The 14,193-nt window shown below is 42.0% G+C and carries 10 protein-coding genes; 4 read left to right on the forward strand and 6 right to left on the reverse strand.

Annotation, left to right across the window (positions count from 1 at the left end):
• Nucleotides 1-51 precede the first annotated feature (51 nt).
• The 4 genes from D3222_RS08130 to D3222_RS08145 all read left to right on the forward strand — a co-directional run bounded on the left by D3222_RS08130 (nt 52) and on the right by D3222_RS08145 (nt 5,385).
• Nucleotides 52-1,908: an aminotransferase class I/II-fold pyridoxal phosphate-dependent enzyme gene (locus D3222_RS08130; RefSeq protein ID WP_118985704.1), complete on the forward strand. Its 1,857-nt coding sequence runs from the start codon at nt 52-54 to the stop codon at nt 1,906-1,908.
• The gene (locus D3222_RS08135) at nt 1,905-2,579 is read left to right on the forward strand and encodes a formyltransferase family protein (RefSeq protein WP_118985705.1); all 675 of its coding nucleotides are present in this window, start codon (nt 1,905-1,907) and stop codon (nt 2,577-2,579) included. Before D3222_RS08130 ends, D3222_RS08135 begins: the two co-directional genes overlap by 4 nt.
• A gap of 31 nt (nt 2,580-2,610) precedes the next feature.
• Nucleotides 2,611-3,414: a Cof-type HAD-IIB family hydrolase gene (locus D3222_RS08140; RefSeq protein WP_118985706.1), complete on the forward strand. Its 804-nt coding sequence runs from the start codon at nt 2,611-2,613 to the stop codon at nt 3,412-3,414.
• A gap of 435 nt (nt 3,415-3,849) precedes the next feature.
• Entirely contained in the window at nt 3,850-5,385 is a 1,536-nt protein-coding gene (locus tag D3222_RS08145) for an MAC/perforin domain-containing protein (protein WP_118985707.1), read from the forward strand.
• A gap of 284 nt (nt 5,386-5,669) precedes the next feature.
• Here the strand turns inward: D3222_RS08145 and kdpE are convergent, their stop codons facing one another.
• From kdpE to kdpF, 6 genes are read right to left on the reverse strand one after another with little or no spacing between them, the layout of a single operon-like run.
• Nucleotides 5,670-6,362, reverse strand: coding sequence for a two-component system response regulator KdpE (kdpE, locus tag D3222_RS08150; protein ID WP_118985708.1), 693 nt, complete (start codon nt 6,360-6,362; stop codon nt 5,670-5,672).
• Nucleotides 6,359-9,052, reverse strand: coding sequence for a two-component system sensor histidine kinase KdpD (kdpD, locus tag D3222_RS08155; protein WP_118985709.1), 2,694 nt, complete (start codon nt 9,050-9,052; stop codon nt 6,359-6,361). The genes kdpE and kdpD overlap by 4 nt, the downstream gene beginning before the upstream one ends.
• Before the next feature lie 2 nt (nt 9,053-9,054).
• Nucleotides 9,055-9,642 carry a potassium-transporting ATPase subunit KdpC gene (kdpC, locus tag D3222_RS08160; protein ID WP_118985710.1) on the reverse strand — a complete coding sequence of 196 codons (588 nt, stop codon included), beginning with the start codon at nt 9,640-9,642 and terminating at the stop codon, nt 9,055-9,057.
• Nucleotides 9,643-9,653: 11 nt separating this feature from the next.
• Complete coding sequence (kdpB, locus tag D3222_RS08165) at nt 9,654-11,720, reverse strand: potassium-transporting ATPase subunit KdpB (RefSeq protein WP_118985711.1); 2,067 nt, start codon at nt 11,718-11,720, stop codon at nt 9,654-9,656.
• 20 nt (nt 11,721-11,740) lie between these two features.
• Nucleotides 11,741-13,447, reverse strand: coding sequence for a potassium-transporting ATPase subunit KdpA (kdpA, locus tag D3222_RS08170; protein ID WP_118985712.1), 1,707 nt, complete (start codon nt 13,445-13,447; stop codon nt 11,741-11,743).
• A complete protein-coding gene (kdpF, locus tag D3222_RS26650) occupies nt 13,448-13,537 on the reverse strand; it encodes a K(+)-transporting ATPase subunit F (RefSeq protein WP_118985713.1) in 90 nt (29 codons plus the stop codon).
• Nucleotides 13,538-14,193 lie beyond the last annotated feature (656 nt).

The raw sequence follows: 14,193 nt of genomic DNA on the forward strand, positions 1-14,193 counted from the left end.
AATAAAAATAACCTTTTAACAGCCATTTAAAATAATCAATTAAGACTGACTATGAATATAAAAACCGTAATACTTCTCTGTGCCGGAAGAGGCAGTAGATTATCAACTAGAACATCAAATAAACCAAAACCTTTGGTAGAAACAAATCAGATATCATTTATCGATAATGCACTGAGGAATATCGAATCTGTCGGTATTGAAAAAGTGATTATTGTGGTAGGTTATAAGAGCGATGTTTTAATGTCTCATGTTAAACAACACGCATATAACTTGCATATTGAATTTGTTAATAGCGATAAGTGGGAATCGACGAATAATATCTATTCTTTATATCTCGCTAGAAATTGGATTAAGCAGGATACCCTGATTCTTGAAGGCGATATCTTCTTTACTAAGAAATGCTTAGAAAGTGTAATGTCAAAAGCGGGAGATCTTAATATACTTGTTTCTCCTCTTAGCCCAAATATGGAAGGAACTTATGCAAAAGTCGATAATGATAAAATCGTTGCGCTAAATTCCACGAAAGATAACAACTATCAGGTTGAAGACGGTCAATATAAGACGGTAAATATTTATAATATTTGCACCGCTAATTTTGCTGAATATGTTACTAAAGCGTTAGAAAGTTACGTTAATAGTGGAGCGACTGGGTTATATTATGAAGATATATTTAAACAGTCTTTGCTGAATAATGTGGCTGAATTTAAAGCCAGTATTGTTGATAATTCTCAATGGTATGAAGTAGATAATACTTATGATCTTGCTATTTGTGATTTCATTTCAAGTAATAATAAATTAGAACTTGTGCAAAACAGGCACGGTGGTTACTGGCGTTATCCCATTATTGACTTTGGTTTAATTTATAATTTCAACTTTCCACCTAAGAAATTGAAAGATGAAATAAAGAATAATTTTGATGAAATATTGTTAAATTATCCTGGCGGGAATCGTTTAGTCGAACATGCTTTGTCTGAATTTATTGGGATAGAAAGAACACAATTATGTATTTCAAATGGTGCCGCTGAGATAATTAAACGGCTTCCTGATGTTTATACAGGCAAAGTATTAGTCACTGTACCTTCATTTAATGAATATGCTAATTGCTTTGGAAAAGCAAGAACGATATATAGCTATACCAAAGAACATCGGCATTTTGAGATAGATATTAATGAAGTATTAACGTTGGTAAAGGAAGAACAACCCAGTGTGGTTGTTATTGAATCACCTAATAATCCGACAGGTAAATTGACTCCTATTGATAGTCTGTTATATTTGGCTGGCGAATTGCTGGCATTAAATATCGACTTAATTATTGATGAATCTTTCTTAGATTTCTCTAAAATGCGTGATGACACAATGTTAAAGTATTTAGATAACTATAAGAATTTATCTGTTATTCGAAGCATGAGTAAAACCTTCGGGATTGGTGGTATTCGTATAGGGTATATTGCCACGGCAAATCAGGAATTACTTGGTAAAATAAGAGCTGTGTTACCAATTTGGAATATTAATGGTTTTGCTGAAGAATTTTTATTTAGACTACCTCAATATCGAGAGAGTTATAAATTAAGCTGTGAACAAGTGATTAGTGATACGTTAAAATTACAGCAAGAATTAAACTCAATAGAGGGTATTACCGCATTTGAGACAGACTCTAATTTTGTTTACTGTAAATTGCACATTTCCGATGCAAAGACTATCTCACGGTTACTTTTAGATATTCATGGGCTGTATGTAAAAGAGTGTTCTGGTAAAGGAAATTCAGACTCTGATCTCTATTTACGTATTTCTTGCCGAACGCAAAGCGATAATGAAATTTTAATAAATGCATTACGTACGATTATGCAGTGGCAAATAAACATTAATGATATGAAAGCGATCAAAGAAGTTAAAGAGGTTTGCGAATGAATAATCCCAAAACAGTGGTAATTTGTGGTAAAGGAGAGTTGGCAATATTCATTTGTCAATATTTCTTAAATCATAAAGGCTATAAAATATCGCACGTGGTGGCAGATAAATTCGAACCTGTAAGTACTGATCAGACGTTAATCGATTTCTGTTATCAAAATAATATTTCTGTTATTGAAGATAATAAGGTTGAAAATCTACCAGGCTATGAAAGTGGTGATTTCACTTGTAATTTATGCTTTGTTGTATTTCATAAGCGGATATTGCCTTTAAAATTCATTAACTCGTGTAAGAAAATATTAAATATCCATTTGTCTTATTTACCTAAATATCGAGGCGTAAGACCGGTTAATTGGGCTTTGAAAAATGGAGATCAGTCTCATGGTGTGACGATCCATGAAATCAACGAAGGTATTGATGCTGGTCCGATTGTGAATCAGATCTCATTTTCTATTTATCCTGAATTTGAAGAGGTCATTGATACTTATACACGGGCTATTAGCTATGCCAGACAATTATTCCTTGACACGATGCCAATATTGGAAAAAATAACACCAAGACCTCAGATTGATTCAGAGGCAACAATTTATTATGAAAAGGATAATCATAGTCTGGAAGAACGGATGACATTTACCAAGCAGGCATCGCTCGAATTACTTAATAAAGCTTAAATGATAACTGCCCTTAACACTGGAACACTCTATGTATAATCTCATTGCCACAGATCTCGATGGGACGCTTTTACTTCAAGGAGATACAATTGGTAAGTTTACCCGCAAGGTGCTTACTGATTTATCAAGTACCGGAAAGCAGATCGTATTTGCAACGGGAAGGCATCATGCTGATGTGAATTCGATTATTGGTGATTTTGATATTCCTGTGCATTTGATTACTTCGAATGGCGCCAGATTAACCAGTGCTTGTAAAAGTCTGGACATTAGACAACATTTGCCAAGTCACGTAGTAAAAAGAGTGATTGAAGAAACGCGGGCGGATAATGATTTAGTGATCAATATGTATTGTGGTTCTCAATGGTTAACCAGTGAAGCAAATTATAATTTTAGCGATTTTAGTCAGAATGATAACTTTAATCCAATATTCAAGCATATTGATGAAATGCCTTGTGATGCGGTTGAAAAAGTTTTTTTCATTCATAAGAGTAGAGATCATGATGCATTGGTTAAATTAGAACATCATTTAATTGAGCTATTTTCTGATCATGTCAGTATCGCTTTTTCATTCCCTTGGTGTCTGGAGGTAATGGGTAGTGGTGTTTCGAAGGGGCAAGCTTTAATTCAACTCGCTGGGTTTCTTGGTATCCCAATTGATAAAACGATTGCGTTTGGTGATGGTATGAATGATGTGGAAATGCTTTCAACCGTAGCTAAAGGGGTCATAATGGGAACGGCGCATAATAGGGTGAAACAAGCTCTTCCGGGTGCCGATATTATTGGTTCTTGCTGTGAAGAATCTGTCGCCCATTATTTATCTGAAAATATGTGTTAGGTAAACTTGGGGCGCCAAGGTTTAGGTTATGGCGCCCTTTACCAACGGTTGAACCAGCTCTATTTTCTGAGACGGCTTTATAACAATTTAATTATGTATATCCAATGTGTTAATTATAATTTAAAATTATTTCTATTGTTTTTATTTGCGAAATAATAATTATGAATATTCAATAGGGTAATAATGAATAAATACTACACCAAGATTACTTTATGAATTTAAATAGAAAAATATGATGCTTCTACAGTGATTGGTATTTTAGATGGGCTGCATGGCATCTATTTCAGAATGCATATACCATTATTTTTATCATCACTTTGTTGATATTTCTCACTTCTACTCTATTCTTTTTTATAGATATGAAATTCCGAACCCTCATCAAGAATGCGGCGATATCTATTGTCAATTTATTCCCTATCAATATGAGGTTCCATTATGTCTAACGATAAAACAGGAAAACCACTAGAACAGGAAGACAGTGAAAGAGACGCAGAGATACGTGACCGAAATTATTTTCGAAAACTGTCCCTATTCGATGATACTGTTATAGCTGGTGCTGAAATGATCGGTACTGGTTATGATGTTTTTGGTAAGTATTGCAATGTGGGAAGTTGTATGAATTCGCTTTTCGATGAGCGAAAAATCAATGCAAGTGAAGATAATTTCAAGAAAGTCACTATTCTCGGCAAAACACTAAAAGTCCCCTATTATGTCGATTGTTATAGTGTCGGGGATTTAAAATATACCAATGCATCAGGCGAATCTATTGAGTCATATCAAAGCAGTATTTCCAGTAAAAGCCGCATTAAAGGCAACTACTTATTCTTTAGCGCATCGCTGAGAGTCGATTTTGATACAGATAGTCTGACCGCTTTTGAGAATGCGTTTTCCCGCATTCAGTATACTTATGATCTCTATATACTTAAAAGTTCAGCAGAAGCGTTAAAAGAGTTTCTGAAAGAGAGTGTTAAAACTGCCCTTGATAAGGCGGATACTGAGGAGGATATGAATGACCTCTTTGATACCTGGGGCTCTTACTTTCTGAGTGGCGTGGTCATGGGCGGCTGTGCGCAATATTCATCATCTACGGACAAATATACTTCGAATCTAACAAACTCTCTTGACGTGGTTGCCGTAGCCTCATTTGCGGGATTTATCGGTCTCTCTGTTCGTACAGGAAATTCATTTCAGGAGGATATAAAGAAATTTCGTTCAGCATCCAATATAAAAACCCACTCCATTGGCGGTGACTTGTCTCGATTTGATCCTTTTGGTGGCGCGATAAGCGCAGAACAACCTTCCGCAGAAGAAATAGCCGCAGCGAAAAAAGCATTTGAAGACTGGAAAGCGAGTGTTCCCAATGCCCCTGAATTAGTTAACTTTGCAGATTCCAATCCCTTGACGGGGATTTGGGAATTGTGTTCAGACAGAACACAAAAGGCCAAGCTTAAAAAGCATTTTGAAACTGTCTGGGCTCCGGCGGAGTCTGCTAAACGACGTATACATGCGGATTATATTGATGAGATTATTATTGGGGTCAATAACACTAACACTCCTCCTGAAGGGTATATTGGATTAAAATCCATTAAAGGCAACGAATATCTGAATAATAAGAATAAAATTTGTATTTTCGTGCATAAAGCAAAATATGATCCCATTATCGATAATAAGGATTGCATCACTGAGTTAAAGTTCATCACTGTAAAAGATAAAAATCCGGAGGGAGCTTGGGTTAGGATCCCTCAAGATATTTGTAGCGTATCCGGTCAATATTTATATTTGTGTTACTTACCAGCAAAATATTCCTCTGAGAAGGCGATAAAGGACATTCAATTGCTATGCAGCAGTTGTGGTTCCAGCATGATACTTCCTTATGGATATAAAGATGTCTTAGATGAAAGAGGTGAGAGAGCTAACGCTACTGATGATGCAGATGTTCATTACCTTATTTATAGCGCTGGATGGAACTGAAAAATCTGCATGGCTGAGTTTTAGCCATCTGGAAATTGCTGAAAACAGAGTCATCTTTGGGGGAATCTATTTCCCCTTTATTAATTCAAAATATTCTCACCCCGCGATCTCACCGTATCTTCATCATGAGTTTACGGATTTGTTCAAACTTTGCAGTTATTGTGAGTTTGAGCACCAGTAAATTGCAGTTAATGTCAGCCGAAAAACGCGATAAATACAGGTTTGCGATATTTCAAACGCGGATTACTGCAACTAGAATCTTGTGACTTAGCAATGGGAGCAAGTCATGGCATAAATCGATAACCAATACCGGTTTCAGTCAATAAATGTTTTGGTCTGGTTGGGTCGGTTTCTAATTTTTGCCGTAAATGTCCCATATAAATCCGTAAATAGTGGTTGTGTTCAACATAATTAGGGCCCCAAACCTGATTGAGTAATTGGCGTTGGGTCAGTACTTTGCCGCTATTTGCTAATAATTCGCCTAGCAACCGGAATTCAATCGGGGTGAGATGCAGTTCTTCATCGTTTTTGGTAATTCGGCGGTTAACCAGGTCGACAACTACATCAGAAAAATGGACGATCGATTCTTCTTTATTGGTTCTGGCAAAACGGCGTAAAGCAACTCGGACTCTTGCCAACAGTTCACTGATGCCAAAAGGTTTACTCAGGTAGTCATCAGCGCCGACATCCAATGCCGCAACTTTATCCGCTTCTTTATCGCGGGCAGAGAGCACAATAACGGGAATTGAGCTCCATTGGCGCAGATCACGGATCAGGTTGATACCGTCACCATCCGGCAAGCCTAAATCAAGAATAATTAAATCAGGCTTACGAGTTCCTGCTTCAATCAGGCCCCGTTTCAGCGTATCACTGTCAAATACGCGATAGCCTTCACCTTCCAACGCTAGCCGGACAAAGCGTCGGATCTCTTTTTCATCTTCAATAATTAAAATGGTGTTATTGTTGGTAATAATCACATCTCCTCAGTAATAATTTCCGGCGGTTTCTCTAACGGTAGAACAAAGTGAAAACTTGCTCCACCTTTTTCGTTATTGGTCGCCCAAATCTTTCCTTTGTGAATGTCAATAATTGCCCGGCAAATTGCTAACCCAAGGCCCACGCCCGGAATGGCGGATTCTTTGCGAGCGCGGGAGAATTTATCGAAAATTAACTGTTCTTGCTCCGGCGGAATGCCTTTACCTGCATCCCAAACTTCAATACGAATTTGATTTTTTTCTGTTGTCGCTTTAATGCCCAGTGGTGTTTGCTCATCAGTATATTTAATTGCGTTTTCCAACAGGTTGATAAATACCCGTTCCAGTAAACTGGCATCACAATGCAACAGTAAATCGGATGGCAGGGAAACCGCGACTGGGTGACGATTGAGTGCATATTCCAGTGAACGTAAGGTACTGCCGACGATCTCTTCTAGCGATTGCCATTCCAGATTGAGCTGAATTCCTCCTGATTGGATACGCGCCATGTCCAGTAAGTTATTAACTAGACGGGAAGTGCTGAGAATTTGTTGACGGATCTGATTCACCTGTTTGGTATGTGGAGAGCCTTCGGCCGATAAATCCAACATCAGGATTTCCGCTTGTCCGAACAGGACTGTCAGTGGTGTACGTAAATCGTGAGATAGGGCCGCCAGAAGCGAGTTACGTAACTGTTCCCTCTCTGTATCCAGTTTAGCGGATTCTGCCCGGCGTGAGAGTTGCAATCTTTCCAGTGCATTGGCGATCAGGCCGGTAAATGTTTGCAGCAATCGCTGTTGTTCAGGGATCAGTAATTGGCGCAAATAGGATGGCTCAATAGCCAATACAGCCAGTGTCTGAGAAGGTGTGGCGATAGGCTGTAGTTGGTAAGGTACGCTGGGTAGGGTATCTGTTCCCGCTCCGGCCGGCAGATTTTTATCAAAACTCCATTTTGCAATGGCATCATCAATCAGCATATGACCGCCATTATTGGTCGTCAGTTGATATAAATTGCCATCGTCGTTGGGTAAAAAGAGGCCGGTTTTAGCCTGAAAACTATTGGCAAGAAAATGGTAGCTGGTACGGGCAATATCTTCTTCATTCAGCGCCCGGCTTAGTTCACGGGTCATTTCATAGAGATTACGGGTTCGTTGTTCGCGGTAACGGGCAATTCGTGCCTGATATCTCATTCCCGCTGTTAAGTTTCCAACGACCACACCCACTATCAGCATGACACTAAAAGTCAGCAGATACTGCATATCGGTAACAGCAAGCGACCAATGAGGCTGTACAAAGAAGATATCGAAACTAATGACATTAATAAAAGCGGCAAAGATTGATGGTCGGCGTCCGTAAAATAGCGCAATGATGACGACGCCAAGCAGATAAAGCGTGACAAGATTGGCTTTATCGAGGGTTAGCAAGAATGTTCGGGAGAATAAGGTGATAAGGGTACAGAGCACAATAGCGATCAGGCAGCCCTGAATCTGTACTCGCCATTTTTCACTCACAGAGCGGTTGTCTTGTTCTTTATCCCAGTGGTTGCGTTCTTCTAATGCGACAATGACCAGATCCAAATCTGGCCCCAGTTTCCCCAGTCGGTCAGCAAAACCTGGACGCCATTGCCAGCCAAATAACTTCTGTTTGGATGTACAGCGACGGCCTATCAGAATTTTGCCGAGGTTATGTTCTCTGGCATAACGTAATACGGCTTTTTCTTTGCTTGGATCGGAAAGTGTCGCGGTTTCAGCGCCCAATTCATGCGCTAATCTGAGTGCTTTTAAAATAGTGCGCCGTTTACCTTCGGGTAATTGGTACAGTTTTGGGGTTTCAACATAGATTGCATGCCAGATACAGCCTAATCGGGCCGCAAGGCGAGCGGCAGTGCGGATGAGCTTTTCATTACCTGAGCTGTTACCAATGCATAGTAGGAGATTATCACGGGTATGCCAGACGGGTTCATGCCCTTGTGTGTCGCGGAAAGCACGCATTTGATCATCAACGCGATCAGCTGTCCGGCGCAAAGCGAGCTCTCGCAATGCAATCAAATTACCTTTGCGAAAAAAATTTTCAATAGCACGTTCTGCCTGGCTAGGAATATATACCTTACCTTCATTGAGCCGCTGGCGCAGATCATCTGGGGGCAGATCAACTAAGACAATTTCATTCGCCTGATCAAAGATATGATCCGGGATGGTTTCCCTGACCCGAATACCGGTAATATCCCCTACAACATCATTGAGGCTTTCCAGATGCTGAACGTTGATGGTAGTCAGTACATCTATACCAGCCTCAAGTAGTTCTTCAACGTCCTGCCAGCGTTTGGGGTGACGGCTGGTGTGAGGATTACTGAATGCCAACTCATCCATCAAGATGATGGCCGGGTGGCGGGCAATGGCGGCATCGAGATCAAAGACGCTGATTCTGCGCCGTCGGGAGTATATCTGTTTCAGTGGCAGTCGCGGCAGACCATCAAGTAAAGCGGCTGTTCCTTGCCGCTCATGGGTTTCTACTACGCCGATAACCACATCCAGCCCTTGAGCACGCAATCTTTGTGCTTCCTGCAACATGGCATAGGTTTTTCCCACACCAGCGCAGGCACCGAAAAATATTTTTAATTTACCGCGCTGTTTCTCGTTAACCAGTGTCAGTAATTCATCAGGGTCAGGGCGTTGTGGTTCGTGTTGATCCATGTTCAGCCTTTCTGTTTTTTCTTTTGCAAATTATCAAGGGCAAGATTAAGTTTTAACACATTAATCACTGGCTCACCGAGGAATTCCGATGGTGGTGGCTCAATATTATCCCTGATTAATTGTTTTATCACTTTAACGGGTAAATGGCGTGCATCAGCGACTCTCTGTGCTTGAAAGTCAGCGGCTTCGGGTGAAATGTGAGGATCAAGGCCGCTAGCGGATGCGGTGACCAGATCAACCGGAACAGGAATGTCTGGTTGGCGGTTAAATTGACGCAGTTGCTCAACTCTGCGTTTGATTTCATCATCCAATATCGGGTTGGAAGCCGCTAAATTGCTGCCGCCAGAGGACAGCGTGTTATAGGGATAATCTACGGTAGCGGAAGGGCGCCCCTGAAAATAGATCGCTTTAGTGAAGGGTTGACCCATCAGTTCAGAGCCAATGGTTTGACCATCTTGTTTGACCATTGAGCCTTGTGCTTGATAAGGGAACATCAGTTCTGACAAACCTGTTGCCAGCAATGGATAAGCTACGCCGGTAATCAGTGTCAGAAATATCAACAACACAACAGAGGAACGTAACCAAATCATTTTCATCACCTTTATTGAAGTATCAGCAAAGTCAGCAACATATCTATCAGTTTGATGCCGATGAAAGGCGCTATCAGACCACCCAGACCATAAATCCACAGGTTGCGGCGTAAAAGTGACAATGCATTCATGGGTCGGTAGCTCACGCCTTTTAGAGCTAGTGGGATCAAGAAAACAATAATCAGTGCATTAAAGATAACTGTCGATAAAACCGCCGAAGTAGGCGAGTGCAGATGCATGATATTCAAGACATTTAATTGTGGGTAAGTGACGGCAAACGCCGCCGGGATAATGGCGAAATATTTTGCGATATCATTGGCGATACTGAATGTGGTCAGCGAGCCCCGTGTCATCAGCATCTGTTTACCGATATGGACAACTTCAATCAGTTTGGTTGGGTTGGAATCCAGATCCACCATATTGCCTGCTTCCTTGGCTGCTTGAGTGCCTGAGTTCATGGCAACGGCAACATCGGCCTGAGCAAGAGCTGGGGCATCATTAGTGCCATCACCTGTCATGGCGACCAGACGCCCTTCGGATTGATATTGACGGATCAGGGCTAGTTTGGCTTCAGGGGTAGCTTCCGCCAGAAAATCATCTACCCCGGCTTCTGCGGCAATCGCAGCCGCGGTCAGACGGTTATCGCCGGTAATCATAACGGTCTTGATTCCCATACGGCGCATTTCACTGAACCGCTCTTTAATGCCGCCTTTTACGATATCTTTTAGCGCGACAACGCCCAGTACCTGTTGATTTTCTGCGACAACCAGCGGGGTACCCCCTTTACGTGCCACTGTCTGTACCAAAATTTCCACTACTTCTGGGAATTTTCCGTGATTGACTTCAATATGGCGACGGATTGCATCGACCGCGCCTTTGCGGATCATACGGTTTTCCACATTAACACCACTCATTCGAGTCATGGCAGAGAAAGGTACAAAAGTTGCGTTCAGTGAGCGCAGATCACGTTCACGCAGATTGAATCGCTGTTTTGCCAGAATGACAATGCTGCGGCCTTCTGGTGTTTCATCGGCTAAAGAAGAGAGTTGGGCGGCATCTGCCAACCGCTGTTCTGTTATGCCCGGCACGGGCAGAAACTGAGAGGCTTGGCGATTTCCCAAAGTGATGGTCCCCGTTTTATCCAGTAGCAGTACATCCACATCACCCGCTGCTTCAACGGCTCGTCCGCTGGTGGCAATAACATTCGCGCTTAACATGCGGCTCATGCCTGCGACACCAATGGCGGAAAGTAAACCGCCAATCGTGGTAGGAATAAGACAGACTAATAACGCTATCAATACCGTGACAGTGATAGGTTGGCCAGAATGGTTAATCTCCACGCTGAATATTGAAAATGGCAGCAGGGTGACACACACCAATAGAAAGATAATTGTCAGAGCCGTCAACAGGATAGTCAGTGCGATCTCGTTTGGGGTCTTACGACGTTTAGCCCCTTCCACCATTGAAATCATGCGATCAAGAAAAGTTTCACCGGGATTAACTGAACATTCGACCACCAGCCAGTCAGATAGTACATGTGTGCCGCCAGTCACAGAGGAAAAATCACCGCCAGATTCGCGGATAACTGGGGCAGATTCTCCAGTGATTGCACTTTCGTCAACAGAAGCGCCACCTTCGATAACTTCACCATCGCAAGGGATAGTTTCACCTGCTTCAATAATGACGATATCCCCTTTGCGTAGGCTGTCAGAAGGGACTTTTTCTCTGGAACCATTACGATTGGTTGAAGTGAGTTTAGTTGCCCAACTGGTTTTTCTTACCCCTTTAAGGCTGGCCGCCTGAGCTTTGCTTCTGCCTTCTGCCAGTGCTTCGGCAAAGTTAGCGAATAACACAGTAAACCACAGCCATAAGGCAATGCTACCGGTGAACAACGCATTTCCCTTAAATTGACCCGCTAACATGGCAATCCATAAAATGGTGGTTAACCCACTGCCTAGATAGACGACAAACATCACTGGGTTACGCCATTGTGCAGCCGGATGACATTTTTTGACTGAATCAATCAGGGCATTACGAATCAAAACAGGTTCGAATAATGTCTGTTGCTTGTTGGTCATGGTATTCCTCTCTTTGGCGCTTACCGGGCCATTAGCCAGATTTGTAAATGTTCAATTACCGGGCCAAGGATCAGAGCCGGAATAAAAGTCAACGCACCGATTAGCATGATGGTCAAAATCAATAGACTGATAAACAGTGGGCCATAGGTGGGGAGTGTACCGTTGCTGGTAGGCTGACGTTTTTTTACGACCAAAGAACCGGCAATAGCAAGTACTGGCAGGATCATGCCAAAGCGACCCAAAAATAGGATGATGGCTAGCAACAGGTTGTAGAACATGCTGTTGGTACCGAGGCCCGCGAAAGCACTGCCATTATTGTTGGCGGCAGAGGAGAGGGCATAGAGCACTTCACTGAAACCGTGAGCGCCGGGGTTCAAAATACCGGCACGTCCACTGGTGGTGGATATGGTAAGGGCTGTTCCTAAAAGAGCCAGTGTAGGGGTAACCAGAATCGCCAGTGCCACCATTTTCATCTCGAATACTTCGATCTTTTTACCGAGATATTCAGGCGCACGGCCTATCATTAAACCGGCGATAAAAACAGTCAGTAGAACAAACAGTAACATACCATATAAACCAGAACCTACACCGCCAAACACCACTTCGCCAATTTGTATCAACCACATTGGGATCATGCCGCCAAGCGCAGTGAAAGAATCATGCATAGCGTTGACTGCCCCACAAGAAGCGGCGGTTGTGACGACGGCATAAATTGAGGTTGCGAGGATGCCAAAGCGATTCTCTTTACCTTCCATATTGATATTACTGTTGGCACCTAACAGACTGAAATGGGGATTCCCTTTCAGTTCGGCATACATGACTCCTACGGTGGCAATGACAAAGATAATGCTCATTGCCCACAATAAAACGTGCCCCTGACGGTTATCACCAACCACTTGCCCAAAGGCAAAACAGAGGGCACAAGGGATCAAGAAGATAGACAGTATCTGAATGAAATTGCTGATAGCGGTTGGATTTTCAAAAGGGTGTGATGAGCTAGCCCCAAAGAATCCACCACCATTGGTGCCCAATAATTTGATGGCTTCCTGTGAAGCGACGGGGCCCATCGGGATCCATTGTTGTTGGCCTTCAATGGTATGAGCTAATTGATAGGGTTCGAAATTTTGAATCACGCCCTGGCTGACGAAAACTAGCGCGATAATCATAGACAGCGGTAACAGCAGATAAAGTGTAATACGTGTGATATCAACCCAGGCGTTTCCTACGGTGTTGACACCATGACGGGAAAATGCGCGTATCAACGCAAATGCCACCGCAATACCGGTCGCCGCGGAAAGAAAGTTCTGCGCGGTTAGACCTGTCATTTGGCTAAGGTAGCTTAGTGTGTTTTCTCCACTGTATGCTTGCCAATCCGTATTGGTGATAAAGCTGATTGCTGTATTCAGCGCCAGGTCCCATTTGAGTCCTGGGAAATGTTCGGGATTAAGGGGAAGGGCTTGTTGTGTGACTAAAAGCGTGAATAGCAGTAATAGTCCGGTCAGATTAAAAATAATGATAGCTAATGCGTATTGCCACCAGTTCATTTCTTTAACTGTGCCGCCAGGTTTCTGCAAACCACAGCAACGCCAAAGGCCAGATTCTGCTTTAGTCAGCCCGCGCGGAATATTACCGTCGATCATGTTAGCGATAACGTTTCCGAGTGGTTTTGCCAGCATCAGTAGAATCAGTAAAAAACTGGTGATCAATAAAAAAGCGGATGCGGCCATTTAAAAATCCTCCGCATGGAGTAACGCATAAATTAGATAAACCAGTAATAGGGCTACCATTAATACGCCGAAAATGAGGAATATGCTCACTGCTTATCTCCTGAAAACTTGGATAGATAAAGATTAGGGAAGGAGATGCAAAGAAGCTGATAAAAGAGTGAATGAATGTGTAAAAAAAATATAAAAATGACAATAAAAGGGTGTTAAGAAGGGCGGCAGTCAAAGGCTATCCAGCTTAGTGCTACTACCGTGTTTCCCTTTTTCAGCAGAAGATACATTTATACCCTTCATCTTTCAAGCTGCTGCTTTGTTGGCTGCTTTCACTCACCCCAGTCACATCGTTATCTATGCTCCTGGGGATTCGTTCACTTGCCGCCTCGCTGCAACTCGAAATCTATTTGGTATATAGGAAAGTTTAATATTATGGTAAAGAATCTGGGCACTCTTAAAGTATTGAATTCCTTTTTTATTAACTTTCTTACTCTGAAATTTTCCAATAGGTCATTAGTTGGATCTTGTTGCCTGAATTGTTAGGGCTATTAGATAATTTTAAATTAATAAATAATTCTGTGCATGAATGTTCTGATTATTCATATACTATTCAGGGTAATGATGGAGCGGGAGTCGATCGTATTCGTTTTAAAAGTCATTCACAAGGACAAATAATCACTGTTGAGTATTAATATGATTATTAGCATTTAGCAAAAAATATTTAATTAATCCATGGCTTTTTTTCGGGAAAAATA

Source organism: Photorhabdus sp. CRCIA-P01 (assembly GCF_003545805.1).
GTDB classification, from domain to species: Bacteria; Pseudomonadota; Gammaproteobacteria; order Enterobacterales; family Enterobacteriaceae; genus Photorhabdus; species Photorhabdus antumapuensis.

Bases quoted from the DNA above. Each gene is read 5' to 3' on its own strand.
- D3222_RS08130 (WP_118985704.1), top strand. From the start codon at position 52: ATGAATATAAAAACCGTAATACTTCTCTGTGCCGGAAGAGGCAGTAGA.
- D3222_RS08135 (WP_118985705.1), top strand. From the start codon at position 1,905: ATGAATAATCCCAAAACAGTGGTAATTTGTGGTAAAGGAGAGTTGGCA.
- D3222_RS08140 (WP_118985706.1), top strand. From the start codon at position 2,611: ATGTATAATCTCATTGCCACAGATCTCGATGGGACGCTTTTACTTCAA.
- D3222_RS08145 (WP_118985707.1), top strand. From the start codon at position 3,850: ATGTCTAACGATAAAACAGGAAAACCACTAGAACAGGAAGACAGTGAA.
- kdpD (WP_118985709.1), bottom strand. From the start codon at position 9,052: ATGGATCAACACGAACCACAACGCCCTGACCCTGATGAATTACTGACA.
- kdpC (WP_118985710.1), bottom strand. From the start codon at position 9,642: ATGATTTGGTTACGTTCCTCTGTTGTGTTGTTGATATTTCTGACACTG.
- kdpB (WP_118985711.1), bottom strand. From the start codon at position 11,720: ATGACCAACAAGCAACAGACATTATTCGAACCTGTTTTGATTCGTAAT.
- kdpA (WP_118985712.1), bottom strand. From the start codon at position 13,447: ATGGCCGCATCCGCTTTTTTATTGATCACCAGTTTTTTACTGATTCTA.